Here is a 26,865-nt window from a genome sequence, read left to right on the forward strand (position 1 = left end):
AGAAACTGAAAGATAAAAATAATTATATTTGAACGTCAATGGAATTTTTTATTCTGTTGACGTTCTTTTTTTGTTTCAGGTTTCAAGTTGCTAAACGTTTCTTAGTAAAAAAAACTTAGAATCTTAGTACCTTAGAATCTTAGCATCTTAAAAAAGAAGACAAATTGGCATCCTTAATAAAAAGGTATGAACTTTGTTTTATCCGTTTAAGTCAATTTCTGACTTTAGACTTTCAACTTTAAACTAAAAATATGAACTACGGTAAAGAATTCAAAAAATTTGCTACAAAGCACCAAGGAGTAAACGCAATGTATTACGATAAAATCGTAGCAGCAATGACTCCAACTAACATGACTCCATATATTATTGAAGAGCGTCAGTTGAATGTTTCTCAATTGGACGTGTTTTCTAGATTAATGATGGATAGAATTATCTTTTTAGGAACTGGTATTGATGACCAAATCGCTAATATCGTTCAGGCGCAGTTATTGTTTTTAGAAAGCGCTGATGCTTCAAAAGACATTCAGATTTATTTAAACTCTCCAGGAGGAAGTGTTTATGCAGGTTTAGGAATTTACGATACAATGCAGTACATCAAACCAGATGTGGCAACAATCTGTACAGGAATGGCAGCTTCTATGGGAGCGGTTTTATTGTGTGCAGGAGCTGCAGGAAAACGTTCTGCATTACCTCACTCAAGAGTAATGATTCACCAGCCATCAGGAGGAGCGCAAGGTGTTGCAACAGATATGGAAATCAACTTACGTGAGATGCTTAAATTAAAAGATGAATTGTACAATATCATTTCTCACCACTCTGGCCAGACTTTCGAAAGAGTTCATAAAGATAGTGAGCGCGATTACTGGATGAAAGCTGATGAGGCTAAAGAATACGGAATGATCGATGAAGTATTAAGAAGAGGATAATTTTTAATGTTTAAATTGTTTCAGGTTTCAAGTTTCAAGTTGGGTAGATAATGCACCAACTTGAAACTTGAAACCTGAAACTTGAAACAAAAAATAAATATTAAGCTGCATAGGATTAAGTTTTTAAGTTTTAATTAAATCAAAAAGCTTATAAACTTAGTATCTTTGCAGCTTAGTAACTTAAATAAAGAATGGCAAAAGTAGTATTAGAATGTTCGTTTTGTGGAAGAAAGAAGCCAGAAACTAATTTATTAATTGCTGGTATCAATGCACACATTTGTGATAAGTGTATTGAACAGGCACACGGAATTGTTTTAGAAGAATTAAAATCTAGTGGAAGTGCAAAATTAGTTGGGGACTTAATTTTAAAGAAACCAAAAGAAATTAGAGCTTTCCTAGATCAATATGTTATTGGTCAAGACCAGACTAAAAAAGTAATGTCAGTTGCGGTTTACAATCACTACAAACGTTTAATGCAACAGCAATTAGACGATGAAGTTGAAATCGAAAAAAGTAACATCATCATGGTTGGTCAAACAGGAACAGGAAAAACATTAGTAGCAAAAACTATTGCTAAAATGTTAGACGTTCCGTTAGCAATTGTTGATGCAACAGTATTAACAGAAGCAGGATATGTTGGAGAAGATGTTGAAAGTATTTTAACACGTTTACTTCAAGCTGCTGATTATGATGTAGCTAAAGCCGAAAGAGGAATTGTATTTATTGATGAAATTGATAAAATTGCACGTAAAAGCGATAATCCGTCAATAACACGTGACGTTTCTGGAGAAGGTGTTCAGCAAGCATTATTGAAGTTGTTAGAAGGAACGGTTGTAAATGTACCGCCAAAAGGAGGACGTAAACACCCAGACCAAAAATTCGTAGAAGTAAATACTCAAAATATCTTATTTATTGCTGGTGGTGCTTTTGATGGAGTTGAACGTATTATTTCAAAACGTTTAAACCGTCAGGCAGTTGGTTATTCAACTTCTAAAAATACAGACAATATCGATAAGGATAATTTGTTACAATATATTATTCCGAAAGATATCAAAGATTTTGGTTTGATTCCTGAGATTATTGGTCGTTTGCCAGTTTTAACGCATATGGATCCTTTGGATAAAGCAACACTTCGTGCGATTTTAACACAGCCTAAAAATGCATTGATCAAACAATATCAGAAATTATTCTTAATGGATGATGTTGAATTCACGATTACAAACGAAGCTTTAGATTTCATTGTAGACAAAGCTTTAGAGTATAAATTAGGTGCTCGTGGATTACGTTCTTTATGTGAAGCTATCCTAACAGATGCAATGTACGAACTGCCAACTTCAGATGACACAAGTTTGACAATCGATAAAGAATATGCAGAACATACTTTGAGTAAAAACTTATTGAAGCGTATGGAAATTGCTTCTTAATTATTGAAAATATAGTTTCTAAAAACCTGTTCATTTTTTGAACAGGTTTTTTTTATACTTTTTAGAATCTATTTTCGTTTGTCTTTTTGTGTAAATTTAAACATGAAAAAAATGTTTTTTATAATCTGTGTGGGTCTGCTTTTTTCTTGTTCCAAAGAAAACAAAGCAATAACTATTTTTGAAAATAAACATAAAAGCGAAATTGTTTCAGAAGAAAAACCTCGAATTGAAATCAATTACAATGATTATTACAAACAGGCAGAGCGGTATTGCAAGAAAAACAATCTAAATCAAAATAAATTTATATTGATCGATTTAGGACTGCATTCTGGTTATAAAAGATTTTTTGTTTATGATTTTAAAAAGAAAACTGTTTCAAAATCTTATATGGTAAGCCACGGCTGCGGAGACAATCAATGGGGAAGAACTTCTTCTAAAGAGAAACCACAGATTAGCAATGAATTTGATTCGCATTGTTCTTCTGTTGGTAAATACGTTGTTTTAGATCGAGGTGTAAGCCAGTGGGGAATAAAAGTGAATTATGTTTTGCTGGGAAAAGACAAAACAAATTCAAACGCTAGAAATCGCGCAATTGTTCTGCATTCTTGGGATGCAATTTCAGATAATGAAGTTTATCCCGAAGGAACACCAGAAGGCTGGGGCTGTCCTGCAGTTTCAAACGAAAGCATGAAAGAAATTGATGAACTTTTGAAAACAAATAAAAAAGTGCTTCTATGGATTGTTAAGTCTTAAAGTAATTCTGAAAACAAAAGTTCTGTTTTAGCCCTGCTTGAAACAGTATCTTTTTCTGCATTTTTTACTGTAGAGACGCACTGCAGTGCGTCTACGCATACATATTAAAGTTTTAAATTATTTTTCAAATCAAATGTTAGACGCACTGCAGTGCGTCTCTAAAGTAAAAATTATTGCACTCTAAATTTCTCTCGATATTCAATTGGTTTCATTCCGACCATTTTATAAAATACCTTTCTAAAAGCTTTTGGATCGTTATAGCCTGTTTTTTCGATAATTTCTGAAATCGAAAGCTGAGTTTGTTCTAAGTATTTCTTCGAACTTTCTACTCTTATATTTTGCAAATATTCAATTGGCGGAATCCCTGTCACTTGTTTAAAACGTCGTGTCATGTTTCTAGCGCTTGTTGGAATATCTTTAGTGATTTCTTCCAGTTTTTCTATTGAATGATATTGGCTTTCAATCTTTTGCTGGAGCATTGCAACTAAAGTGTCGTTATGTAAATGATTTGGTCTGAAAGTGCTAAAATAGCTTTGTTTATAACGATTTAAGTCGATAGAAAATATTTTAGCAATTTTAACGGCCATTTCGTTGCCACAAAACTTCTGAACCAAAAGAATCAATAAATGAAAAGTTGAAGTCGATCCGCCACTTGTGTACAAACTTCCATCGGCCGTTAATGTCTCTTCAGGTTTTAATTTTACCATTGGAAAAGCTTTTGTAAAAGCACTGCAAGCATCAACATGTGTTGTCGCCAGTTTTTCGTTTAATAAACCAGATGCCGCAAACAAAAATGCGCCCGTACAAAAACTTGCCAATTCAGCTCCAGCCTGGTGCTGTTTTTTTAACCACGGAATGAAATTTTTATTCTTCTTTATCATTTCATTCATGTTGTCAGTCGTAAAAGCTGGAATTAGAATCAAATCCAAAATAATATCTGTAGTTTCAATTGCATTGCTTTTGTAGCCAAATAAATCTCCTTGATCAGTTTGTTCTTGAGACTGAAAAAGTATTATTTCAAATGGTTTTTCAGCACTTGGAGTAAGTTTATTTGCAGTTTCAAATACTTCTAATATCGCTGCGATGCTCAATAATTTATAATCGTGAGGAACGATTAAACCTAATTTCTTGCTCATGATATTTATGGTTTTTTGCAGTTTCAGTTTTACACAAAAATAAGCAAATTGTCTCAAATGCCCCTAAAGTTGACTTTTATTGGTATTTTTAAGTAATCTTAAAATTTTACATTTGCTTTAATTAATTCGTAAATTTATAAATATGAAAACTAAAATATTCTTAAATCTTGCCGTAAAAGATTTAAATCATGCAGTGTCTTTTTTTAATGAATTGGGCTTTTCGACCGATCCAAAATTTACAAATGATAAAGGAGCTTGTATAGTAATTAGTGAAGATATCTATGTGATGATTTTGGTTAAAGAGTTTTATCAAACCTTTACCGAAAAACAAATTTGTGATTCTACAACAACAAGTGAAGTTCTTATTTCTCTTTCTATGGAATCGCGTAAAAAAGTAGATGAAATAATTGAAAAAGCAGTTAAAGCTGGCGGAACAGATTATCAGGAAGCGAAAGATTATGGCTGGATGTACCAAAGAACATTTCTAGATTTAGATGGACATCATTGGGAAGTTTTTTTTATGGATGAAAGTCAGATTCCAAGTAATATGTAATAAACGAATTAAAAACGATATATAATGATAACAATAAAAAATACAGTAAACGCATCTGCAGAGAAAGTTTGGAAGTTTTGGAATACTCCAGAACATATTACAAAATGGAGTTTTGCTTCACCAGACTGGCATACGCCTTATGCAGAAGCTGATTTAAGAGAAGGCGGAAAATTCAAATCGACTATGGCAGCAAAAGATGGAAGTATGAGTTTTGATTTTGAAGGCGAATTTACCTTAGTAAAACCAAACGAAGCGCTTTCGTATGTTATGGCAGATGGAAGAAAGGTCGAAATTACTTTTACAGAAACGTCAAACGGAGTTGAAATCGTAGAAAGTTTCGATCCAGAAACACAAAATCCAGAAGAAATGCAACGCGCAGGCTGGCAAGCGATTTTGGATAACTTTAAGAGTTACATTGAAGCGAATTAGCTTTTAGGTTCAAAAGGTTCAGATGAGAAGAGGTTCAAAGATTACAGATTTATAATTTATTTACATTACTTATTATGGTTTAAAAGAAATAAATATCTAACCCAACAAAAAAACAAAAAATGACAAAACAAATATGGTTGAATCTTCCTGTAAAGGACGTAGCAAAAGCGAAAGATTTTTTCTGGAAAATTGGTTTTTCGTTTAATGAACAACATGATACACCTAGTTCGACGTGCATGGTTGTAGGTGAAGGACATTTTGTAGTAATGCTTTTTGAAGAAATGCTTTTTTCGAGCTTTTCGCAAAATAGTATTACAGATACTAAATTAAGCTCAGAAGTGTTGATTTCGATCGATGCAGAAAGCAGAGAAGAAGTCGATGAACTAGCAGAAAAAGTCAAAGAAGCCGGCGGAAATGTTTTTGCTCCACCTGCTGAAAGTCAGGGTTGGATGTACGGCTGTGGTTTTGCCGATTTAGATGGTCATCGTTGGAATGTTTTATTTATGGATTTTAGTAAATTACCAGGTTAAGATGGAAAAATTAGTATTTAATATAGATATAAAGGCTTCTAAAGAAAAGATTTGGAAAGTCTTATGGGACGATGAAACGTACAGAAAATGGACAAGCGCTTTTGCCGAAGGAAGTCATGCTGAATCGACTTGGAACGAAGGCGATAAAATTTATTTTTTAGGCCCAGGCGGAGCAGATGGAATGAATAGTCTTATTGACAGAAAAATTCCAAATGAGTATATGGCTTTTAAGCATCTTGGCGAAATTAAAGATCATAAGGAAGTTCCGCCAAATGAAGAAACAGAAAAGTGGAGTGGCGCAATGGAAACGTATAAATTGAATCAAAAAGGAGATGTTGTAGATCTTCACGTTGAAGTTGATGTAATCGAAAAACATATTGATTATTTTAAAGATGCTTTTCCAAAAAGCTTAAAAATTGTAAAGGAATTATCTGAAAACTAGAGAATAAAGAAAGGCTTTTTTACTTTTTAGGAAATTTTAAAAAGACATTAATAATTTATAATTAATAACTAACAATTTAAAAAGATGGCAGCAATTAATCCATATTTAATGTTTAACGGAACATGCGAAGAAGCATTTCTGTTTTATAAATCAGTTTTTGGAGGAGATTTTCCGTATATCGGAAAATATAAAGATGCTCCAGCAGAAGAAGGAGAAGTGCTTTCTGAGGAAGCATTAAATCGCGTTATGCACGTTTCACTTCCAATTGGGAATACCATTTTAATGGGAAGTGATAGTCATCCTAGATATGGAGACGTAGGTTTTGGAGATAATTTCTCTATTTCTATTAATACAGAAAGTACAGATGAAGCAGATAGAATTTTTAACGGACTTTCAGCTGGAGGAAAAGTTGAAATGCCAATGGATAATACTTTCTGGGGATCTTATTTTGGAATGTTCAAAGATAAGTTTGGTGTAAACTGGATGGTAAGTTTTGATAAAAATGAACCAATGAAGTAATCAAAAAGTTACGTTATTTTAATAATAAAACATAAATGTTAAATTACTTGAAAAAGCACATGAAAATGTGCTTTTTCATTTCAAAAAAACAATGATTATTCTTTTTTATCAACGATAGATTGCCGATTTTTGTCGCTTCAAAATCAAGAAAGAAAATGGCAGCAGAAGATAAAGAGATAATTTTATTAAAAGTTTCAGGACACGATAAAATTGGGGTTACAGCAGGTTTAACAGCTGTTTTAGGAGCATACGATGCTAATATATTAGATATCGGTCAAGCCGATATTCATGACACACTTTCTTTAGGAATTTTGTTCGAAATTGCTGCAGGTTCTTCTTCAGCGCCAGTTTTAAAAGACTTATTGTTTAAAGCTTACGAATTAGAAATCAAAGTAAAATTTATTCCGATTTCTATTGAAGACTACGAAACTTGGGTAAAATCGCAATCTAAGCAACGTTACATTATCAATATTTTGGGCGAAAAACTAGCCGCTTCACAATTGGCCGCTGTAACCAAAATAATGTCAGATCAAAATCTGAATATCGATTCTATCATCCGATTAACAGGAAGAACTTCTATTGTCGAGAAAGAAGAATATCCACGTTCTTGTATTCAATTGTCTGTAACGGGCGAAATTGTAAACAAGATCATCATGACAGCAAGTTTTATGGAAGTTTCTAGAACGCTGAATGTCGATATTTCTTTCCAAGAAGATAATATTTATAGAAGAAACCGCCGTTTGGTTTGCTTCGATATGGATTCAACTTTAATCCAAACGGAAGTAATCGACGAATTAGCAGAACTAAATGGAGTAGGAGATCAAGTTCGCGCGATTACAGAATCGGCGATGAACGGTGAAATCGACTTCAACGAAAGTTTCAAAAAGCGTATGGCTCTTTTGGAAGGTTTAAGCGAAGAAGTTTTGCAAAAAGTTGCAGTTAATTTGCCAATAACACAAGGAGCGCATCGTTTGATGAAAGCTTTAAAATACTACGGTTACAAAACCGCAATTCTATCTGGAGGATTTACTTATTTCGGAGAATACCTTCAAAAAGAACTAGGAATAGATTACGTTCACGCCAATCAATTAGAAATAAAAGATGGTAAACTGACAGGTAAATATTTAGGCGATATTGTTGATGGTCAGAAAAAAGCCGAATATCTAAAAGCAATCGCCGAAAAAGAAGGAATCCACATCAATCAAACCATCGCAGTTGGAGACGGAGCAAACGATTTGCCAATGCTAAATTTAGCTGGTCTAGGAATCGCTTTCCACGCCAAACCAAAAGTTAAAGAAAGCGCGTCAACCTCAATTTCGAGTTTAGGTCTTGACGGTGTTTTATATCTTTTAGGATATCATGACAGATATATTGATATGATGTAATTTGCAAGCTGTCGCCCTGAGCGAAGTCGGAGGGCTTTTATGTAGAAAGGGCTTCGACTTCGCTCAGCCTGACAAAACATTTTGTCATTTCGACGAAGAAGAAATGAAAATATTGATAAAAATCTTAGCAACTTAGAATCTCAGAACCTTAGAATCTTAATAATGGCATGTCCCTTCGGGTCGGGCTATCCGTTGCAATCTTTTTATTTTTAAAGAAAAAATAAAAAGGATTTCCACTTCTATCCCTCATGCGGGTTTAGTGGAATTAGTGGTTTTTAAATTGCTGTAAAATGTTATATTTGGATTTGAGTTGCCTCCTGCTTTAGCTGGAGGAATAATGGATGAAGGTGATAAATGGCTTTAGCCAAAATTAACCATTTATTGTAAATGTTCGGCTAAAGCCCGTGATATAATCTGATCTAGACCACTAGCTAAAGCTAGTGGTAATTTAAGTAGTGATTCGGTTTATTTCAGTAAAAATTTTATATTGCTATTTCCTAGATTCCAATTCCTTCTTAATCTCCTTTAGATTACTCAAATTCAAGAAAAGAATAGGTAACAAAGCAATTGGAATAACATTCATTGCGCTAAAACCTTTCATGAAAACAATGAATATATTAAGGACGAATAACATAAACAGCACAACACAAAAAATGGTATTTACTGTTTTTAATGTCTTCTGATTCTTAATCAGTTCCTCAGTGCTCATGTCACTGAACTTTGTATCTTTCATCTTTTAGAATTTTTATTTAAGAAAATTAAATAGTTATTTGTAATGAGTGATTTTTAAAACTTTTGCATTTCTTGCATCAATTATAATTAGAAATGTCCCTCCCTTTTCTCCCAATAATAATGTTCCGTTAATAACATAATAATTATCGATTAGATTTACTTCATAAGGTTTTTGATGTTTAATTTCATCTTCCCCATAAATATTAAACAGAATAGGTTCTGCGATTTTGATTGCAGTTTGGTCGTCCTTAATGAGTATTTTTTTGTTATCAACAAAATTGTCCTTACTTGGATCTTCAAGAGCATCTTTTAATTCAAATTCTGCCTGATCACTTCCATACTTTGAATGAGAACAGCAACTGAAAATAAGAATTAAAAGAAGAGCAATTAAAATTTTAACCTCAATTTCTCTGTTAGATAAAAATTTCTTGATCAAATGACTAGATATAAATTAACACATTTCCTTCAATTGTTCCAAATAATCCCTCTGATTCGATAGTCTCGGAATCTTATGCTGACCGCCAAGTTTATCTCTTTCTTTCAGCCAATCGTAAAATAAATTCTCTCGGGCGACATTAATCACCAAAGGATTTAAAGTCATATTGTTGTAGCGTTTCGCTTCATAATCTGAGTTTAAAGTCTGTAAAGTTTCGTCCAGAACTTTTTGGAAAAGACCAACATCTGCTGGTTTTTTCTTGAATTCGATCATCCATTCGTGCGCGCCTTTTTCTTTGTCGTGCATAAAAATAGGAGCAACCGTATAATCGATAACTTCTGTTTGGGTAACCAGACAAGCTTTTGCAATGGCCTGATCAGTGTTTTCAACCATCAATTCTTCGCCAAAAACATTAATATGATGTTTCGTTCTTCCCGTAACTCTAATTCTGTACGGATTTAAAGAGGTAAAACGAACCGTATCGCCAATTAAATAGCGCCACAAACCAGAATTTGTAGTGATAACAATTGCATAGTTTTTATTCAGTTCAACATCTGCCAAGCTAACTACTTTTTGGTTTGGAGTTCCAAAAGTATCCATCGGAATAAATTCGTAGAAAATTCCGTAATCCAGCATTAGTAATAAATCATTTGAATTATTCAAATCCTGAATTGCAAAAAAACCTTCGGATGCATTGTATATTTCGTAATATCTAAAATCTTTGCTTGGCAATATTTTTTTATATTGTTCTTTGTAAGGTGAGAAGCTTACGCCCCCATGAAAGTAAACTTCCAAATTTGGCCAAAGCTCCAATAAGCTTTGTTTGCCTGTATTTTCTAAAACTTTATTCATTAAAACCAGCATCCAAGAGGGAACTCCCGCAAAACTGGTTACATTTTCGTTTTTTGTTTCGTTAATAATAGCAGCGATTTTGCTTTCCCATTCGCTCATTAGAGAAGTTTTACTGCTTGGCGTACTGCTGAATTCTGCCCAAATTGGCATATTTTCAATCAAAATTGCCGATAAATCTCCAAAGAAAGTATTGTTGTTTTCGTAAATTTGAGAACTTCCTCCCAAACGAAGACTTTTCCCTAAAAACAATTCAGAATCCTCATTATTATTTAAATAAAGACATAAAAGATCTTTACTTCCTTTATAATGGCAGTCTTCCAGAGCTTCATTACTTACTGGGATAAATTTGCTTTTTGCATTTGTAGTTCCGCTTGATTTGGCAAACCATTTAATTGGTGTCTCCCAAAAAACGTTTTGTTCTCCCTGACGTGTGCGTTCGATAAGTGGCTGCAGTTCTTCGTAAGTCGCTATTGGAACCCTTTCTGCAAAAGTCTGATAAGAATTAATAGTTGAGAATTCGTATTGTTTTCCAATAACCGTATTTTCAGATGCCATCAATAAATTATGCAATAATTCTTCCTGAACTTCATTTGGATATTTTAAAAAAAGCTCTATTTGATGAATCCTTTGTTTAAGGACCCAAGATGCAAACGAATTGATAATAGATAAAGGCATGAATTTGGTTTTTAGATTACTAGATTTTAGGTTTTAAATCTCGCAGTCTCCGCAAAACAAAAAACATAAAATTTGAATATCAAGAGACAAATAGTAACTTTGTCTTCATATCAAAAATAATATTTTTTTGTAAAAAACAATTCGATTTTAGGTAAAGATTCTACCTAATAAGTCGAATTTTAACACAAAAAATTTTAAATCTTTTGATAATTCGAAATCAGCAATTTATAAATAAAAATACAAATGCAATATCAAGGCGTACTGACAAAAATGCAAACCGAATTTGGAAGCCCAATTCAATATTATTTGGTTTTTGAAGATAGTTTTCTAAATGTTAATCAATTATTGGATAAAGAAATTGAAATCAATTTTGTGGGTTGCCAATGTTTAAATTGTGGTAAAAAGAAAAAGATATACCGACAAGGTTTTTGTTACGAATGTTTTTATTCAAGCCCTGCGGTTGGAGATTGGATTATGAGACCAGAATTGAGTACGGCACATTTAGGAATTGCAGACAGAGATTTAGAATATGAGTCTAAAGCTCAGCTACAGCCACATATTGTTTATTTGGCTTCGGCATGCGAAATAAAAGTTGGAGTTACACGCAAATCTCAGGTTCCAACACGTTGGATCGATCAAGGTGCTTCCCAAGCTATTGCAATTGTTGAGGTTCCGAATCGATATTTGGCAGGAATAACAGAGGTCGCTTTAAAAGATCATTATACAGATAAAACCAATTGGAGAAAAATGCTTCAGAACTCTGTTGAAACTTTTGACTTAATTGCAGAAAAAGCTAAAATTGAAAGTTTGATTCCAGCAGAAGTCAAAGATTATTTTTATTCTCAAAAAAATGACGTCTACGATCTTCAATATCCAGTTTTGAGTTATCCAGCAAAAGTAAACAGTCTAAACTTAGATAAAACGCCTTCGTTTACTGGAAAATTAACGGGAGTAAAAGGCCAGTATTTGCTATTTGAAAACGGAACAGTTTTTAATATACGCGGTTCTGAAGGTTATGTCGTAACAATAAATGTGTAAGGTTTTATTACTAAATCGTTATCTTTTTTTAATTTTAAATTGTTTTAATTTAAAATTTACAATTTATTTTATTGTTTTGTGTTAATTAGTTGATGAATAATTATAGCTTTGATATATGTTTAAGGCAATTTAATTTTCAAAAAGTAATACCATAAAACAATTCCCCACATGAGTAACTTAAAAAAAGTTAATGTTTTTAGGCGTTCCCTAATGCGAAATCTAACTAAGAATGTTGGAAGTGTAGACATTCGTAATATCGAACCCATTGATAAAAGTAAGATTAAAAAAGTTTTAATCTGCAGACCAAACGGTCGATTAGGAAACATGCTTTTAATTACACCTTTAGTTCAAGAGGTAGCCAAGACTTTTCCTGGATGTACAATCGATGTATTTGTAAAAGGTACTCTTGCGCCAATTGTTTTTGAGGAATATGAAAATATTGATAAAATTATTCATCTGCCTAAAAAGCCTTTTAAAGAATTAGTAAAATACTTTAAAGTTTGGACTCTGATCAGAACACAAAACTATGATATCGCTATCAATGTCGATCAGAATTCTTCTTCTGGAAGATTAGGCGTTAAGTTCTCAAGTGCTAAATACAAATTCTTCGGAAATCTTCCCGAAGGAGTTACTCTAGAGCACAGTGATTACGATCATATTGCAAAATATCCTGTTTATAATTTTAGATATTTTTTAAATCAAGCGGGAATAGAAGATAAAAACGAACCTATTCCGCTTTTAGATCTTAAATTGACTGAAAAAGAGATTGCAAACGGGAAGACTATTCTAGATAACATTATTGATCCGAATAAGAGAACCATTGCAATTTTCACCTATGCAACAGGCGAGAAATGTTATAATCCAGTTTGGTGGGAAGAATTTTATACTACTTTGAAAAAAGAATTCCCAAATGACAATATTTTTGAAGTTTTGCCAGTAGAGAACGTATCTCAAATCAATTTTGAAGCGCCAACTTTTTACAGTAAAGATGTTAGAGAAATTGGTTCTGTTTTAGCAAATGTTGATGTTTTTGTTGGTGCAGATAGCGGAATCATGCATTTATCGAGTGCTTCAAAAGCTCCAACTGCAGGTTTATTTTCGGTTTCTAATTTGAAAAAATATGAGCCTTATGGAAACGGAAGTGTAGGTTTAGATACCAATGTTTTGGGAATTCCAGATTTTATAAAAGCCATAAAAGAAATTCTAAAAAAGTAGAATTCAAAATAAAGTAAAAAAGAAAATCCTGTTCGAAAGAACAGGATTTTTTTATAAGTATTCTAAAGTAAAAAAACTTAGAATCTCAGTATTTTAGAACCTTAGAGTCTTAGGTTACGGATTCTTCTTCTTAAAAAGACCATTAATTAAATCACTTGCCTTTTTAGTTGCTTCTTGAGTTTTTTGCTCTTTTTCTGTTTTAGCAGCTTGAGTTGTATCTTTCGCTTTAGTATTTTTATTGATTAAATCTGTAAGCGCTGAAGTTCCTTTTTGAGTCAGTTTTTCTTTTTGCTGATTAACCAATTGTGTAGTCAAACTGCTTACAGCAGTTTTCATATCAGTACTGATTTTAGGATTTGAAAAGTTACCAGTCAAAGCGGCGTTAATTGGAATGTTTTCCAATTTTGCAGCATCAGCAGGAGATAATTTCGCTATTAAATTGTTTGCTTCAGTTCCTAAGTATTTTGCAGGAACATCAAACTTAATCGTGTAATTCATAGTTTGATCAAAACCATGAGTTCCGCCAACTGTAGCTTTAATATCCTGATATTTAATATCGAATGGTTTTACATTTACTTTTCCGTTGTCAAAAGTTAATGCCATTTTCAAATCGTTCAAATTCAATTTGTTTAAATCAAGAAACTTCACATTTGAAGTAAGAGAATTTAAAACGGTTGAGTTTTTAGCATTTACTGTAGTCGATAATAATTGACCTAATAAATCTCCTGAAATTGATTTTAAATCTGGAGTCAGTTCTTTAGCATCCAAATTACCATTCAATTTAATAGTCGAATTTAATTTTCCATTAATGATTCCAGCAATTGGAGCGATTTTTTTCATCATATCCAATTGAGTAAAAGTCTGTGCAATATCAACTTGATTGAAACCTAAATTCATATCAAAAGTTGGCACTTTTTCTTTCGTAGAAACAGCTCCGTTAAGACCAATTGATCCTCCAAAAATATTTGTTTTAAAGTTTTGAAGAGTTGCTTTCTCGTCTTTAATAATCAATGTTCCAGCAACATCTTGAAGTTTTAAATTATCGTATAAAACTGTTGTCGCTTTTGCGTTTAATGTGCAATTTAAGAAAGCTGGAATTTTCATCGCCTCAGATGGTTTTGCTTCTGTTTTAGTAGTTGCAGGTTCGCCAGAAGTCATAAAATCATCAACAGCCAATTGTTTTGAGCTCATGTTGAAATTTCCTTTTAGTTCTTGTTTCTTAAACATAAAACCATAGAAATTTTCTAAAACTCCATTAATGCTGATATCACTTTTTCCAGTTGTAGCATCAAATTGTTTTAAGTTGATTTTGCTCGGATTAAATTCTACCAATGCCGTGCTGATGTTCATTGATTTATTGTTTTCGTCAGTATATTTAAATCCAGACAAACTCATTGTACCAGCATTTTTGATATTTTGGTATTGACTTTTTTCTACAGAAGCCATATCAAAATTTGTTGTAACGTCAGCTTTTAAGATACCAGCCAAAGGTTTATCCATTTTAATAGGGTATGCTTTTGAAAGATTAGCCAAGTTGATAGTTCCTTTTAAAGCCGCATCGATTATCGGATTTACAGTTATGTTTTTGATATTCGCTTTAGCGCTAAAAATATCTTGATCAATTCTGAAAGATAACTTATCTAGATTTACATAAGTATCATTTAAGATTCCAGTTTCATTAATGATTTTTGTATCAATTACAATATTTTGAACCGATTTTGGAAGGTTCGGATATTGGAAAGAAGAATTGTTTGATGCAATTGCGATATTGAATTTAGGAACCGTTGTGTCTGTCAATTCACCTTTTGCAAAACCATTTACTGTAAAATCTCCAGTCGTTTTTACACCTTCTAAACTAGAAGCGTAAGCAGAAGGAATCAAACCTAAGAAATTGGTAAACGATGAAGTAGGGGTTTTAAACTTTAAATCGTAAATCTGAGCTTTTTCAGTCATTTGGATAAATCCGTCAAACTCTAAAGGTAGTTGATTGATTAAAGCTTTGTTTTCTTTGAAAGTATATTTGCTTTTTTCTAAATCGATTCCTAGAACTGCGTCTAAAGTTAGTTTTACATTTTTCATGTAATTCATTTTATCCATGTCTAATGAAACTTTCGCAGTAGATTTTGTAGTTAAATCTAATTTCGAATTGGTAAAATCTCCAGTTCCTTCGTGGTTTAAACTGTCAATTACCATTTTAATTTTGGAACCTTGATCGATATATCTAAAAGTAAAATTCTCAATTTTATAGTTTTGAATTTTCAAAGCAAGAGGTTTACTTGCTTCGTCTTTTGTTTCTTCTTTTTTGTCTTTTAAAGCAATATCAAAGTTTCCAACGCCATCTTTATTGAAAATAATGTTTATTAATCCGTTTGTAGAACTAATTCCTTGAATGCTTAAAGGTTCTTCTTTTCCTTTGAAAAGTTCTTTAACGCTCATTTTTAAATTTAATTCGCCTAAAGAAACCAAAGTGTCACCTTCAAAAGGAGCTTTATTGATGATAACTAATTTTTCAATTCCAACCGTTGCGTTCGGGAAATTTTTGAATAAACTTAAATCAGCATCCGCAAAACTTACCTTAGCATCAACACTTTCGTTGATAGCCTCGACAATCTTGGCTTTAATTTGATCTTTAAATAAAAACGGAATGGCAAATAATGCAGCAACAAATACCACTAGGACTATGGCACTTATTTTTAAAACTTTTTTTAGCATATAAATAGATTTGAGGGTTTAACTTATTAAAATCAACTCCTGCAAAAATAGTTTTTTTTACTAGAGTACAGCGATAAAATTTTCATAAAAATGTAAGAATTTATTTAAATATGTTAAATAAAAAAATCCGTTGAGAAATACTTTCAAAACGGATTTTTAACTGCATTTATTTTATTATTTCTGAATAAATGAAACTATTTTATCAATTAGAGCTTCTGAAATAGGAAGTGTTTCATTATTGTAGCTTGCTAAATTAGCATCGTTACCGCCTTCAATGATTTTCATTATATGATTCATCTTGTCAATAATCTGTATTTCAGCATTTGCATTTGCCTGTTTTAAATTCTCGGCATCTTTTACAGAAATCTGAATATCATTATTTCCTTGTAAGATTAAAACTGGAATAGTCAGTTTTTTTATTTCGGTCTGCGGATTGTATTTGAACCACGAAATCAAATAAGGCTGAACGCTTGGTCTGAAAAGAGAATTCAGCATTGGATCAACTTTTTTTACTTCAAATCCATTTTTTAAACTATCGATAATTGGGAAAGTCATATCATTAAGCTGTTTCATTGACTTTGCACCAATTTGGTTTTTTAGAATTTGATCTGCTGGTTCGCCCGCGCCCGCAATCGAAACAAATTTGTCTGCTTTTGCACTGGCAACCATTCCAATTAAAGAACCTTCGCTATGACCAATTATAATTACTTTCGAAAATCGTTTGTCTAGTTTTAAATAATTAATCCAGCTTTTTGCATCTTGAATATAATTTTCAAAAACCAAACTGCTTTCAGATCCGCCTGCTGTTTTACTTTCTCCGATGGCTCTTTTGTCATATCGTAAAGATGCAATTCCGTTTTTTGCCAAAGCTTCAGCTAGCATTTTTAACGAATTGTTTTTCATCATCGGATTATTTCCGTTTCGGTCAGTTGGACCAGATCCTGCAATGATTAAAGCCACAGGATATTTTTTGGTTAAATCTGGAGTCGTCAGCGTACCAAAAATCTGATCGGTATTTATTTTTAAAATCGCTGGAGATTCCTTAAAAGTGATTTCTTTTTTGGTTTGGGCATTTAAAAAGCTCCAAAACAAAACCGTTAGAAAAAGAATTGCTTTATTCATCTTTTAATTCAATTAGTAAATATTGATTCCATAAGGTAATATTGCTTGTACTCCTTTTTGTTTTTGAAATTTCTTTACCTGCTCAATAAGAAGGTAGTTTTCTTCTCCGATTTCTTCTTTAATGAAAGCTTCTTTAGATCTTGCAAAAGGCAGATTTGAAAGAAGATCGTTTAGTGTTTTTTCGTATTCAGGATAATTCTGAGTACTGTAATTTTTTACTTTAGCGATTTTTGCCGCTTCAGCAATTGCATCATTCAGTCCACCGATTTTATCAACCAAACCAATTTTTAAAGCTTCAGTTCCAGACCAAACTCTACCTTGCGCAATAGAATCAACTTGTGCAAAAGTCATTTTTCGGCCTTCAGCAACGTGAGTTACAAAAGTGTTGTATATTTTTTCAACTCCTTCTAAAGTAAACGCTTTGAACTTTTCGTCAACTGGTAAAAACGGACTATAGTTTGCTGAGTTTTCGTGAGTTTTAACCTGCTCTGAATTGATTCCTAATTTATTGGCTAATGGACTAAAGTTTGGCAGCATTCCGAAAACCCCAATAGATCCTGTAATGGTATTGTTTTCAGCAAAGATTTTATTAGCGTTACAAGCAATATAATAACCGCCAGAAGCTGCATAATTACCCATAGAAACCACAACTGGTTTAACTTTTTTTGTAATCTCGATTTCTCTCCAAATTAAATCAGAAGTTAGAGCGCTTCCGCCTGGACTGTCAATTCTAAGAACGATAGCTTTAACATCATCATTTTTTCTAGCTTCCTGAAGAGAACGTCTCATTGAACCTTCTCCAATAGTATTTACATCACCTTCGCCGCTTCCAATTTCGCCTTGAGCGTAAATAATAGCAATTTGATCTGTTGCAGTATTGGCTAAAGCTGTTGTTACATTATTTTGAGTATAATCTATAATCGAAATTTTATTGTAATCTTCGTCTTTGTCTACTTTCAGCGCTTTTCTAATGGCATCATGATAAACATCTTCATAAGCAACAATGTCCACTAAATGCTGCTGTTTAGCCATTTCTGGAGTTCTTGCCAAAAGTCCGTTTGCAATTTCATTTAATTTAGGCAACGGAATATTTCTGCTTTTAGAAATATCAGCAGAAACGGTAGCCCAAATAGAATTTAAAAGTGCCGTTATCTGTTCTCTGTTAGCATCACTCATTTTATTTTCTAAGAAAGGTTCAACCGCGCTTTTGTATTTTCCGTGTCGAATAACTTCCATGTGAATTCCAGATTTATCTTGAAAATCTTTGAAAAACATAATTTCAGAAGAAAGGCCTTTAAAATCTAAATCTCCAGCTGGATTCAAATAAATAGTATTGGCAACAGAATTTAGATAATATTCTTTTTGCGAATAAGAATTGGCGTAAGCCCAAACAAATTTCCCTGATTTTTTAAAGCTTTCAAGAGCATTTCTTAAGTCTTTATATTGTGCTAGACCAAGAGAAGATTCATCATTTAGAATCGAAATTCCTTTGATGTTATCGTCTGTTTTTGCAGCTTCAATGGCATTAATTACATCCGTTAAACCAATGCCTTTTTGCTCAGAAAAGCGAGTTACCCATGGATCTTTATATTTTCCGGCGTAATCATTTTTAATTTCTTTTAAATTTAATTCAATGACCGAATCAGATTTAACAGAAACGCTATCGTCTCCGCCAAAAACAACTCCGATAAAGATTACTCCAAAAAAGAAGAGCATGATAAAAACAAAAATACCAATTACAGTGGCAATTACATTTCCTAAAAACTTCATATGTATATTTTTTTTATAAGTAGTAAAAAAGGGCAAAACGTTACAAACTAAACATCTAAATTAATGATTGTATTTGAGACGTCGTTTCACAAATATATTGGTTAATTCTAAAATAGTTTTAGTTAATTTGCAATAATTATGAAATTACAGCATCAAGTCGTTTTATCGATAGGCAGCAACCAAGGCAGCAGACTAGAAAACATTCAAAATTGTATCGATTTGATACATCAAAATGTTGGGACTGTTATTCAGGTTTCAAAACTTTACGAGACTCCTGCATGGGGTTTTGAAAGTGATGCTTTTTATAATTGTGCACTTCTTTTGCATACTACTTCATCTGCACAAAAAGTATTAAATCAGGTTTTAAAAGTTGAAAAAGAATTAGGAAGAATTCGCTTGAATCAAGAAGGATATCAATCTAGGATTATCGATGTTGATTTGATTGCTTTTGATGATGAAATAATTGACTCAGAAAAACTTCAGATTCCGCATCCTTTAATGCAGAATAGAAATTTTGTTTTGTTGCCAATGAAGGACTTAAAGCTCAATTGGGAACATCCTATTTTAAAGAAAACAATTCCTGAACTAATTGCAATTACTCCTGATGAAAGCGTATGTACAGTCGTTCAAGATTTAGAAAATCCGCTTGGTGAAATTCGGTTAAATCAGTTTAATTATATTTCTTTTGAAGGAAATATTGGTGCCGGAAAAACAACTTTGGTGCATAAAATTGCGGAAGATTTTAATGCAAAAACCGTTTTGGAAAGATTTGCAGATAATCCGTTTTTGCCAAAGTTTTATAAAGATCAAAACCGATATGCGTTTCCTTTGGAAATGTCTTTTTTAGCCGATCGTTATCAGCAATTAGCTGATGATTTGGCTCAATTTGACTTGTTTAAAGATTTTATAGTTGCCGATTATCATATTTTTAAATCATTGATTTTTGCCAAAATAACCCTCGCAGAAGATGAGTATCGTTTGTATAGAAATCTATTTGATATCATTTACAAAGAAATGCCAAAACCTGATTTGTATATTTACTTGTATCAAAATACAGGACGTCTTCTTCAAAACATAAAAAAACGAGGACGTACATACGAACAAAATATTGAAGCCACTTATTTAGATAAAATCAATAATGGTTATTTAGAATATATAAAATCGCAAACCGATTTGAATGTGCTGATTATAGATGTTTCTAATCGTGATTTTGTCAAAAAACACGAAGACTATATTTTTATATTAAACGAAATTAAGAAGAAAACAAATTCTTAAAATTTATATTATCCCGAGTTGCTTTCTAAGTTTTACTGATAATTTTTCCTGAACAAGACGATAAGACTGCTGAATGTATTTTTCCCATTCTGATTTTTTCATTCTTGTAATATCATCAATTAAAACCCATTTGTATTTTGCGACATAAGGTGCTGGTTTAAATCCAGGTTTATTACTTATTTCTTCAAATTCTTCATCCAAAACTTTAAATGAAGCTGATGTAGGATTTTGATCAAGTCCTACAACGCAATACATTTTAGTGCCAACTGAAAATACAAGGTCATGTTCCCATTTAATATCTTCTGTTGTACCTGTTAATTTTTGACAAATTTCTCGAATGGTTTCTATATTCATTTTATCTTTTTAATGTAAAATGACCTTTTAAAACGGGCATTGAATCATCTACTTTTAAGGCATACCAATAATCGGAAGCAGGAAGAGCAACTTGGTTTAAAGTGCCATCCCAGGTCATTTTTGATCTGCTTAATTGTGCTACAAGTTTTCCGTAACGATCAAAAATGGTTACTACAGCTTGGGGGTAATTTTCCATTCCAGTTACTTCCCAGACATCATTGAAAGTGTCATTGTTTGGAGTGAAAAATGGAGGAAAAACAAGTACAACAAACTGTTTAACGGTTCCACCACAACCGCTTTTTTCTCGTGCATAAGCAGTTTGCAATCCGCCAGGCACATTATAAAAAACAGTAGAATCTTGAAAATTGACACCGTCTACAGAATATTCAAAATAATCTTCTGCTTTTACAGGATAAATGATGGCTCTCGTTCCTTCAACATCAATGCGTTCAATCTGAGGAACTTTGTGTTCTTCAACTATGATTGTTTTTGTACTCGTACAATTTTCAGGAGATGGACTTGTAACATCCACAGTGTATTTGCCTCCTTTGTTTACCGTAATGGTTTGAGTAGTCTCTCCATTATTTGACCATTTATAAAGCATTCCTGAAACACCAGCATCTAATGTAATGGTTTGAAACTGGCACAAAGGCAAGGTTTCATCTGTAACAGCTGGAGGGGTATAAATTACAATGTTTACAGGAGTTCTAGTTGGATTTATACAACCATTATTTGAAGCTTCGGCATAATAAGTAGTGTTTGCTGTAATTGGAGGAGTTGTAAAACTTTCACCAGTTAGAACAGTTGTTCCTCCGGTTGCTGTAGTGTACCAATTAATTATTCCGATATTAGAAGTCGCTTTAATAGTTAAATATCCAGGTCCGCAATTTGAATAAGTTCCTTGTTCTGCAATCGGTACTGAAGGTGTTGTGTTTACCGTTGCAATTACAGATTTTCGGTTCGATTCGCAGCCAGCGTCTACGTAATACGTTGTCGTGGTGTTTATTGTTGGAGAGGTATAGGTAGTGCCTGTTCCTAATAAATTTCCTCCAGTTGCGGCGTCATACCAGCTAATTGTTCCTGTATTTGCTGTTGCGTTAAGAATAAAACTTCCAGAATCACAAACAGAAGCTGGTGTAACGGGTGTTACTACAGGAATTGTGATTTTAGTACTTGTTGCTATTTCTAAAGGAGATTCGCCAGGCATTCCACCATATTCAACAACGTATCCTTTTGGTTGGTAAGGATCGCCAGAAGTTAAAGAGCCAGTGTTTGATAAGTCATTCCAAGAACCTTTTATTCCAACTCCTGGCTGTGTAATGTGAGCATAATTTTCATCACCTAAATTATTAGGTTCTCCAGAGTTCCAAAACGCATAATTTGGAGTTGAACCGCTTTGGTTTCCATTCCAAAAAATAGTTCCAGCTTCAGGACCTGTAACCCATTTCCAAACTCCTTCGGATTCAGCATCGCTTCCGCCAATCCATCCTGTTCCAGAAGCCTGTTCGCCAATTAATTTTGCTTCATCGGCTGATAAAACAGTAGCTAAATATCCTTGAAGTCCATAATAGGTACGCGCGGCCGCCAGATCTCGAGCTGCAGTCCATGTGATGCCAATATTTGGAACGTATTCATAATAATGCTGTGTGGACGGTAAATAATTTGCCTTGCCCATTGTTATAGAAAATGTCTTTATTCCAGAAGCCGTAGCGGAGGAATTTGTAAAAACAACATCTTTAATAGCCGCAACAAAATCAGAATATAAAACATCAGCTCCTGTAGGATTTGATAATGTCAGTTTTCCTGCAACTGCATCCCAACTTGTAGTAATATTTGAGTGCGATGTAGGATTTGAAAGTTCAAGATTGTCAAAACCTTGTGAATATCCCGAAGAAATTTGAATATAAATTGCTTCAGTTCCTGTTTCTAAGGGATCGTTTGTTATTGTAATATCTGTTACAATTTTTATAGTGGTTTGAGGGCAGTACACTTGATCTCCCGTAGCTTTAATCACTGGAGGGTCAATAAAAGCATTTGTTCTTAAGTTTTGCTTTTTGCCAGATTTAAGAGTATCGTTTGGAATTATCGTGATACTCTTATTTATAATGTTTTTATTGCTTGCGTATGATTGGTTCAATCCTAATGCAAACAATAAAAAGGAGAATTTTATTAAGTAATTATTTTTCATATTATAAAAGTATCACTTTTATAATAATAAAAAAATATATTTACATTTCTAACATTTTAAGTTTAGAAAATATTTTAAAATCACATTTTTTTAGTAAAAAGACTGTTTAATTTTTATTTGGCCAGTTTATCTTTTGAAATAAATCCCAAACAACAATTCCGGCGCTTACAGAAATATTAAGAGAATGCTTGGTTCCAAGCTGTGGAATTTCTATACATCCATCACAAATAGCAACAGCTTCTTGCGATACGCCAAAAACTTCATTTCCAAAAACTAAAGCATATTTTTGATCTTTTTCAATTTTGAAATCCTGAAGAAAAATGGAACTTTCAACTTGTTCTATAGCCATTGTCAGAACATTTTCTTTCTTTAAGTTCTCAATAACTTCTAGAACATTTTCGTGATGTTCCCAAGCAACAGTTTCAGTTGCGCCAAGAGCGGTTTTATGAATTTCTTTATTTGGAGGTGTTGCGGTGATCCCGCATAAAATGATTTTTTCAATCAAAAACGCATCAGCAGTTCTAAAAACAGAACCAATATTGTGCAGACTTCGAATATCGTCTAAAACTAATATTAAAGGTGTTTTCTCCGATTTTTTAAAATCTTCAATTGATTTACGGTCTAGTTCGCTGTTTTCGAGTTTTCTCATTGTTTTTGAATTCAAGTCATAAAAAAAGCTTCCAAAGATAAGGAAGCTTTTTCATTATTTTAAATGTTTTCAGATTAGCTTTTAACTGGATCTGGTAAAACAGTACCTTTAATAGTAAGGATTTTTGTTGGTTGTCCTTCTGCGTTAGAAGTAACAGTTACGGTTTTTGTAAAAGCACCAACTCTGTCAGTAGCATATTTTACACCAATAACACCTTTAGCTCCTGGAGCAATTGGTTCTTTTGGAGTAGTTGGAACAGTACATCCGCAAGATCCTTGAGTGTTTGTAATGATTAATGGTTTTGTACCATTGTTAACAAAAACGAACTCACGTTTTCCATCAGCATTGTGAGCGATAGTTCCGTAATCAATAGTTTCTGTTTCAAAAAGCATTCCTGCTCCTTCAACTTTTGCAACTTTAGCAGCTTTAGCTTTTTTAGTTGTTTGCGCGTTAGTAGCCGTAATACCAGCTACAGCTAACATAGCGAATAAAATTATTTTTTTCATCTTTAAGGGTCTTTTTTTAAATGATAAACAAAGCTATGTAAAATTCTTAAACCACAACCTAAAAATATCTTAAAATATTTTAATTTTTGAAGCTTTCGATATGCCACTAAAAAATCATAAATTCGCTGTCTTAATTTTTCATTTTAAAATATAATAATTTGGCAGCTAAAGAGAAAGTGGTGAAAGAAACACCTTTAATGAAACAGTACAACGAGATCAAGGCTAAATATCCTGATGCATGTCTGCTTTTCAGAGTAGGAGATTTTTATGAAACCTTTGGAGAAGACGCCATTAGAGCTTCTAAAATTTTAGGTATAACATTAACTAAAAGAGGAGCGGGGTCTGATACAGAAACAGCGTTGGCTGGGTTTCCACATCATTCTGTAAATACTTATCTGCCAAAGTTGGTAAAAGCCGGACTTCGTGTTGCGATCTGCGATCAGCTGGAAGATCCGAAAATGACGAAAACAATCGTAAAAAGAGGGGTAACGGAGCTTGTAACGCCTGGAGTTTCTTTAAACGATGAGGTTTTGCAGTCAAAATCTAATAACTTCTTGGCATCTGTTTATTTTGCTAATAAAAATATCGGAATTTCATTTTTAGATGTCTCTACAGGAGAGTTCTTAACGGCTCAAGGAAATGCAGAATATATTGATAAATTATTGCAGAACTTTAATCCAAGCGAGGTTTTAGTTCCAAAAAATAATAAAAGTGATTTCAAAACCGCTTTTGGAGAAGATTTTCATAGTTTTTACTTAGAAGATTGGATTTACAAAGAAGATTATGCTTTAGAAACTTTGACAAAGCATTTCCAGACAAATTCTTTAAAAGGATTTGGGATTGAAGAGTTGAGAGAAGGAATTATAGCTTCTGGGGCAATTTTGTACTATTTGTCAGAGACGCAGCATAATCGTGTCCAGCATATTACGGCAATTCAGCGTATCGCAGAAGATGCTTATGTTTGGATGGATCGTTTTACGATTCGAAACCTAGAATTGTATCACAGCTATAATCCAAATGCAGTAACACTTTTGGATGTGATTGATAAAACGCTTTCTCCAATGGGAGGGCGTTTATTAAAACGTTGGTTGGCTTTGCCTTTAAAAGATGCAAATAAAATAAAAGGGCGCCATGAAGTCGTGGCGTATTTAAAATCAAATCCTGAAATTCTGCACAATATCCAATATCAGATTAAACAGATTTCAGATTTAGAACGTTTAATTTCTAAAATTGCGGCAGGAAAAGTTTCTCCTCGTGAAATTGTTTATTTAAAGGAATCTTTAGATGCTATTATTCCAATTAAAACACTTGCGCTTGAAAGTCCGCAAGAAGCTGTAAAAGTAATTGGAGACAGCTTGCACGCTTGTGATCTGCTTCGCGAAAAAATTAAAACAACTTTAAATCAAGATGCTCCTGTTGCTATTTCGAAAGGAAATGCGATAGCATCAGGAATAAATGAAGAACTGGACGAACTGCGAGCGATTTCAACTTCAGGAAAAGAATTTTTAGAAGGAATTGAAAAAAGAGAATCAGAAAGAACTGGGATTTCTTCGTTGAAAATTTCTTTTAATAATGTTTTTGGATATTATATTGAAGTTAGAAATACGCATAAAGATAAAGTTCCAGAAGAATGGATTCGTAAACAAACTTTGGTAAATGCTGAACGCTATATTACCGAAGAATTAAAAGAATACGAAACCAAAATTTTAGGAGCAGAAGAAAAAATCTATAAAATAGAAAGTGAACTTTTCGAGCAATTAGTTGCATGGATTGGAACTTATATCAAACCAGTTCAAATGAATGCCTATTTAGTTGCGCAATTAGATTGTTTGTGTTCGTTCACGCAAATGGCTGTCGAAAATCAATATGTACAGCCTGAAATCGATGATACATTTGAATTAGATATTAAAAACGGAAGACACCCTGTAATTGAAAAACAATTACCTGTTGGAACTCCATATATTGCAAATGATGTTTTCTTAGATAGAGAAACACAACAAATTATTATGATTACTGGGCCTAATATGTCGGGTAAGTCGGCAATTTTAAGACAAACAGCTTTAATAGTACTTTTGGCTCAAATGGGAAGTTTTGTTCCTGCTGATAGTGTTAGAATGGGAATTGTCGATAAGATTTTTACCAGAGTTGGAGCTTCTGACAATATCTCGATGGGTGAATCTACTTTTATGGTCGAAATGAACGAAACAGCTTCTATTTTGAATAATATTTCAGACAGAAGTTTGGTGTTATTAGATGAGATTGGAAGAGGAACGAGTACCTATGACGGAATCTCGATTGCTTGGGCAATTGCTGAATTCTTGCACGAACATCCAGGAAGAGCTAAAACGCTTTTCGCAACGCATTATCATGAGTTGAATGAAATGACGGAATCGATGCCAAGAATCCAAAATTTCAATGTTGCAGTAAAAGAATTAAAAGATACCGTTCTTTTCGTTAGAAAGCTGGTAAAAGGAGGAAGTGCGCATAGTTTCGGAATTCATGTAGCAAAAATGGCTGGAATGCCACAATTGGTTATTTCGAAAGCGCAGAAACTTTTAAAGAAATTAGAAAAGAATCATTCAAGTGATGCTTTAAACGGAATAAAATCGGCAAATGATGAAATGCAAATGAGTTTCTTTAATTTGGATGATCCTTTGTTGGAAGAGATAAAAGAAGAGATTTTGAATCTCGATATTAATGCAATTACGCCAGTAGAAGCGTTGATGAAACTGAATGAGATCAAAAGAATGCTGGTTAAAAAATAAAATATAAAAATTTTCAATTTTAAAGTTTAGGTTATCAGAATGTTATAAAATAAGTGGATTTTTTTTTAGAAAAACGCTTGTGTAATTGAATAAATGTCCTAAATTTGCACTCGCAATACGAAACAAATTAAGTGTTGCAGTTCTTAAACAGAATTTGAAAATGCGAAAATAGCTCAGTTGGTAGAGCGCGACCTTGCCAAGGTCGAGGTCGCGGGTTCGAGCCCCGTTTTTCGCTCAAAAACCATACAATGCTCGGATGGTGAAATTGGTAGACACGCTGGACTTAAAATCCAGTGAACAGCAATGTTCGTGCGGGTTCAAGTCCCGCTCTGAGTACTAAAGCCTCTTCTTTTGAAGAGGCTTTTTTTATTTGCAGACTTGCAATAAATAAATTTACGCAGTAAATTTATTAGAATCTCAGAATCTCAGAATCTCAGAATCTCAGAATCTCAGAATCTCAGAATCTCAGAATCTCAGAA

The 26,865-nt window shown here is 33.1% G+C and carries 23 protein-coding genes and 2 tRNA genes; 15 read left to right on the top strand and 10 right to left on the bottom strand.

Going from position 1 to position 26,865, the window contains the following annotated elements; all coding sequences use genetic code 11:
- The first annotated feature begins 251 nt into the window (after nt 1-251).
- The 3 genes from clpP to DM444_RS03035 all read left to right on the top strand — a co-directional run bounded on the left by clpP (nt 252) and on the right by DM444_RS03035 (nt 3,103).
- On the top strand, nt 252-926 hold the full coding sequence (gene clpP, locus DM444_RS03025; RefSeq protein ID WP_111283853.1) for an ATP-dependent Clp endopeptidase proteolytic subunit ClpP: 675 nt from the start codon (nt 252-254) through the stop codon (nt 924-926).
- 191 nt (nt 927-1,117) lie between these two features.
- On the top strand, nt 1,118-2,350 hold the full coding sequence (clpX, locus tag DM444_RS03030; protein WP_111283855.1) for an ATP-dependent Clp protease ATP-binding subunit ClpX: 1,233 nt from the start codon (nt 1,118-1,120) through the stop codon (nt 2,348-2,350).
- Nucleotides 2,351-2,461: 111 nt separating this feature from the next.
- The gene (locus DM444_RS03035) at nt 2,462-3,103 is read left to right on the top strand and encodes a murein L,D-transpeptidase catalytic domain-containing protein (protein WP_239455569.1); all 642 of its coding nucleotides are present in this window, start codon (nt 2,462-2,464) and stop codon (nt 3,101-3,103) included.
- Nucleotides 3,104-3,273: 170 nt separating this feature from the next.
- Here the strand turns inward: DM444_RS03035 and DM444_RS03040 are convergent, their stop codons facing one another.
- Complete coding sequence (locus DM444_RS03040) at nt 3,274-4,239, bottom strand: GlxA family transcriptional regulator (protein WP_111283859.1); 966 nt, start codon at nt 4,237-4,239, stop codon at nt 3,274-3,276.
- Between the two features lie 142 nt (nt 4,240-4,381).
- On the opposite strand from DM444_RS03040, the gene DM444_RS03045 reads away from it, so the two are divergent.
- The 6 genes from DM444_RS03045 (at nt 4,382) to serB (ending at nt 8,097) form a co-directional block, all read left to right on the top strand.
- Complete coding sequence (locus DM444_RS03045; protein WP_111283861.1) at nt 4,382-4,792, top strand: VOC family protein; 411 nt, start codon at nt 4,382-4,384, stop codon at nt 4,790-4,792.
- 24 nt (nt 4,793-4,816) lie between these two features.
- Nucleotides 4,817-5,221 carry an SRPBCC family protein gene (locus DM444_RS03050; RefSeq protein ID WP_111283863.1) on the top strand — a complete coding sequence of 135 codons (405 nt, stop codon included), beginning with the start codon at nt 4,817-4,819 and terminating at the stop codon, nt 5,219-5,221.
- 119 nt (nt 5,222-5,340) lie between these two features.
- Entirely contained in the window at nt 5,341-5,751 is a 411-nt protein-coding gene (locus DM444_RS03055; protein WP_111283865.1) for a VOC family protein, read from the top strand.
- Nucleotide 5,752: 1 nt separating this feature from the next.
- A complete protein-coding gene (locus DM444_RS03060; protein ID WP_111283897.1) occupies nt 5,753-6,193 on the top strand; it encodes an SRPBCC family protein in 441 nt (146 codons plus the stop codon).
- 84 nt (nt 6,194-6,277) lie between these two features.
- Nucleotides 6,278-6,712, top strand: coding sequence for a VOC family protein (locus DM444_RS03065; protein WP_111283867.1), 435 nt, complete (start codon nt 6,278-6,280; stop codon nt 6,710-6,712).
- A gap of 155 nt (nt 6,713-6,867) precedes the next feature.
- On the top strand, nt 6,868-8,097 hold the full coding sequence (serB, locus tag DM444_RS03070) for a phosphoserine phosphatase SerB (protein WP_111283869.1): 1,230 nt from the start codon (nt 6,868-6,870) through the stop codon (nt 8,095-8,097).
- A gap of 766 nt (nt 8,098-8,863) precedes the next feature.
- Here serB and DM444_RS03080 read toward each other — a convergent pair.
- Together DM444_RS03080 and DM444_RS03085 are read right to left on the bottom strand one after the other, a co-directional pair.
- Entirely contained in the window at nt 8,864-9,265 is a 402-nt protein-coding gene (locus DM444_RS03080; protein WP_239455570.1) for a YbbC/YhhH family protein, read from the bottom strand.
- A gap of 15 nt (nt 9,266-9,280) precedes the next feature.
- Entirely contained in the window at nt 9,281-10,792 is a 1,512-nt protein-coding gene (locus DM444_RS03085; protein WP_111283873.1) for a GH3 auxin-responsive promoter family protein, read from the bottom strand.
- A gap of 243 nt (nt 10,793-11,035) precedes the next feature.
- On the opposite strand from DM444_RS03085, the gene DM444_RS03090 reads away from it, so the two are divergent.
- Nucleotides 11,036-11,830 carry a DUF2797 domain-containing protein gene (locus DM444_RS03090; RefSeq protein ID WP_111283875.1) on the top strand — a complete coding sequence of 265 codons (795 nt, stop codon included), beginning with the start codon at nt 11,036-11,038 and terminating at the stop codon, nt 11,828-11,830.
- 168 nt (nt 11,831-11,998) lie between these two features.
- Complete coding sequence (locus tag DM444_RS03095; RefSeq protein WP_111283877.1) at nt 11,999-13,045, top strand: glycosyltransferase family 9 protein; 1,047 nt, start codon at nt 11,999-12,001, stop codon at nt 13,043-13,045.
- A gap of 114 nt (nt 13,046-13,159) precedes the next feature.
- On the opposite strand, the gene DM444_RS03100 is transcribed toward DM444_RS03095, so the two are convergent.
- From DM444_RS03100 to sppA, 3 genes are all read right to left on the bottom strand, one after another.
- Nucleotides 13,160-15,757 (bottom strand): AsmA-like C-terminal region-containing protein, encoded by a 2,598-nt coding sequence (locus DM444_RS03100; protein ID WP_111283879.1) that lies wholly within the window; start codon nt 15,755-15,757, stop codon nt 13,160-13,162.
- Nucleotides 15,758-15,931: 174 nt separating this feature from the next.
- Nucleotides 15,932-16,879, bottom strand: a complete 948-nt coding sequence (locus tag DM444_RS03105; RefSeq protein ID WP_111283881.1) for an alpha/beta hydrolase family protein — start codon at nt 16,877-16,879, stop codon at nt 15,932-15,934.
- A gap of 12 nt (nt 16,880-16,891) precedes the next feature.
- On the bottom strand, nt 16,892-18,649 hold the full coding sequence (gene sppA, locus DM444_RS03110) for a signal peptide peptidase SppA (protein ID WP_111283883.1): 1,758 nt from the start codon (nt 18,647-18,649) through the stop codon (nt 16,892-16,894).
- A 138-nt stretch (nt 18,650-18,787) separates the two neighbouring features.
- Here sppA and folK point away from each other — a divergent pair, with 138 nt between their 5' ends.
- Nucleotides 18,788-19,924 (top strand): 2-amino-4-hydroxy-6-hydroxymethyldihydropteridine diphosphokinase, encoded by a 1,137-nt coding sequence (folK, locus tag DM444_RS03115; protein ID WP_111283885.1) that lies wholly within the window; start codon nt 18,788-18,790, stop codon nt 19,922-19,924.
- A gap of 3 nt (nt 19,925-19,927) precedes the next feature.
- On the opposite strand, the gene DM444_RS03120 is transcribed toward folK, so the two are convergent.
- The 4 genes from DM444_RS03120 to DM444_RS03135 form a co-directional block, all read right to left on the bottom strand.
- A complete protein-coding gene (locus tag DM444_RS03120) occupies nt 19,928-20,278 on the bottom strand; it encodes an MmcQ/YjbR family DNA-binding protein (RefSeq protein ID WP_111283887.1) in 351 nt (116 codons plus the stop codon).
- Nucleotide 20,279: 1 nt separating this feature from the next.
- Nucleotides 20,280-22,466, bottom strand: a complete 2,187-nt coding sequence (locus DM444_RS03125; protein WP_111283889.1) for an Ig-like domain-containing protein — start codon at nt 22,464-22,466, stop codon at nt 20,280-20,282.
- A 106-nt stretch (nt 22,467-22,572) separates the two neighbouring features.
- Entirely contained in the window at nt 22,573-23,115 is a 543-nt protein-coding gene (locus DM444_RS03130) for an RNA methyltransferase (protein WP_111283891.1), read from the bottom strand.
- Between the two features lie 74 nt (nt 23,116-23,189).
- Nucleotides 23,190-23,621, bottom strand: coding sequence for a DUF1573 domain-containing protein (locus DM444_RS03135; protein WP_008467274.1), 432 nt, complete (start codon nt 23,619-23,621; stop codon nt 23,190-23,192).
- A 158-nt stretch (nt 23,622-23,779) separates the two neighbouring features.
- Here DM444_RS03135 and mutS point away from each other — a divergent pair, with 158 nt between their 5' ends.
- The 3 genes from mutS to DM444_RS03150 all read left to right on the top strand — a co-directional run bounded on the left by mutS (nt 23,780) and on the right by DM444_RS03150 (nt 26,722).
- A complete protein-coding gene (mutS, locus tag DM444_RS03140) occupies nt 23,780-26,386 on the top strand; it encodes a DNA mismatch repair protein MutS (RefSeq protein WP_162614909.1) in 2,607 nt (868 codons plus the stop codon).
- A gap of 162 nt (nt 26,387-26,548) precedes the next feature.
- Nucleotides 26,549-26,621: transfer RNA gene (locus DM444_RS03145), tRNA-Gly, on the top strand.
- A gap of 15 nt (nt 26,622-26,636) precedes the next feature.
- Nucleotides 26,637-26,722: transfer RNA gene (locus DM444_RS03150), tRNA-Leu, on the top strand.
- Nucleotides 26,723-26,865 lie beyond the last annotated feature (143 nt).

Source organism: Flavobacterium ginsenosidimutans, from assembly GCF_003254625.1.
GTDB classification, from domain to species: domain Bacteria; phylum Bacteroidota; class Bacteroidia; order Flavobacteriales; family Flavobacteriaceae; genus Flavobacterium; species Flavobacterium ginsenosidimutans.

What these genes read in the sequence shown, in the direction of transcription:
- clpP (WP_111283853.1), top strand. Translation starts at nt 252, where the DNA reads ATGAACTACGGTAAAGAATTCAAAAAATTTGCTACAAAGCACCAAGGA.
- clpX (WP_111283855.1), top strand. Translation starts at nt 1,118, where the DNA reads ATGGCAAAAGTAGTATTAGAATGTTCGTTTTGTGGAAGAAAGAAGCCA.
- DM444_RS03035 (WP_239455569.1), top strand. Translation starts at nt 2,462, where the DNA reads ATGTTTTTTATAATCTGTGTGGGTCTGCTTTTTTCTTGTTCCAAAGAA.
- DM444_RS03040 (WP_111283859.1), bottom strand. Translation starts at nt 4,239, where the DNA reads ATGAGCAAGAAATTAGGTTTAATCGTTCCTCACGATTATAAATTATTG.
- DM444_RS03045 (WP_111283861.1), top strand. Translation starts at nt 4,382, where the DNA reads ATGAAAACTAAAATATTCTTAAATCTTGCCGTAAAAGATTTAAATCAT.
- DM444_RS03050 (WP_111283863.1), top strand. Translation starts at nt 4,817, where the DNA reads ATGATAACAATAAAAAATACAGTAAACGCATCTGCAGAGAAAGTTTGG.
- DM444_RS03055 (WP_111283865.1), top strand. Translation starts at nt 5,341, where the DNA reads ATGACAAAACAAATATGGTTGAATCTTCCTGTAAAGGACGTAGCAAAA.
- DM444_RS03060 (WP_111283897.1), top strand. Translation starts at nt 5,753, where the DNA reads ATGGAAAAATTAGTATTTAATATAGATATAAAGGCTTCTAAAGAAAAG.
- DM444_RS03065 (WP_111283867.1), top strand. Translation starts at nt 6,278, where the DNA reads ATGGCAGCAATTAATCCATATTTAATGTTTAACGGAACATGCGAAGAA.
- serB (WP_111283869.1), top strand. Translation starts at nt 6,868, where the DNA reads ATGGCAGCAGAAGATAAAGAGATAATTTTATTAAAAGTTTCAGGACAC.
- DM444_RS03085 (WP_111283873.1), bottom strand. Translation starts at nt 10,792, where the DNA reads ATGCCTTTATCTATTATCAATTCGTTTGCATCTTGGGTCCTTAAACAA.
- DM444_RS03090 (WP_111283875.1), top strand. Translation starts at nt 11,036, where the DNA reads ATGCAATATCAAGGCGTACTGACAAAAATGCAAACCGAATTTGGAAGC.
- DM444_RS03095 (WP_111283877.1), top strand. Translation starts at nt 11,999, where the DNA reads ATGAGTAACTTAAAAAAAGTTAATGTTTTTAGGCGTTCCCTAATGCGA.
- DM444_RS03100 (WP_111283879.1), bottom strand. Translation starts at nt 15,757, where the DNA reads ATGCTAAAAAAAGTTTTAAAAATAAGTGCCATAGTCCTAGTGGTATTT.
- DM444_RS03105 (WP_111283881.1), bottom strand. Translation starts at nt 16,879, where the DNA reads ATGAATAAAGCAATTCTTTTTCTAACGGTTTTGTTTTGGAGCTTTTTA.
- sppA (WP_111283883.1), bottom strand. Translation starts at nt 18,649, where the DNA reads ATGAAGTTTTTAGGAAATGTAATTGCCACTGTAATTGGTATTTTTGTT.
- folK (WP_111283885.1), top strand. Translation starts at nt 18,788, where the DNA reads ATGAAATTACAGCATCAAGTCGTTTTATCGATAGGCAGCAACCAAGGC.
- DM444_RS03120 (WP_111283887.1), bottom strand. Translation starts at nt 20,278, where the DNA reads ATGAATATAGAAACCATTCGAGAAATTTGTCAAAAATTAACAGGTACA.
- DM444_RS03125 (WP_111283889.1), bottom strand. Translation starts at nt 22,466, where the DNA reads ATGAAAAATAATTACTTAATAAAATTCTCCTTTTTATTGTTTGCATTA.
- DM444_RS03130 (WP_111283891.1), bottom strand. Translation starts at nt 23,115, where the DNA reads ATGAGAAAACTCGAAAACAGCGAACTAGACCGTAAATCAATTGAAGAT.
- DM444_RS03135 (WP_008467274.1), bottom strand. Translation starts at nt 23,621, where the DNA reads ATGAAAAAAATAATTTTATTCGCTATGTTAGCTGTAGCTGGTATTACG.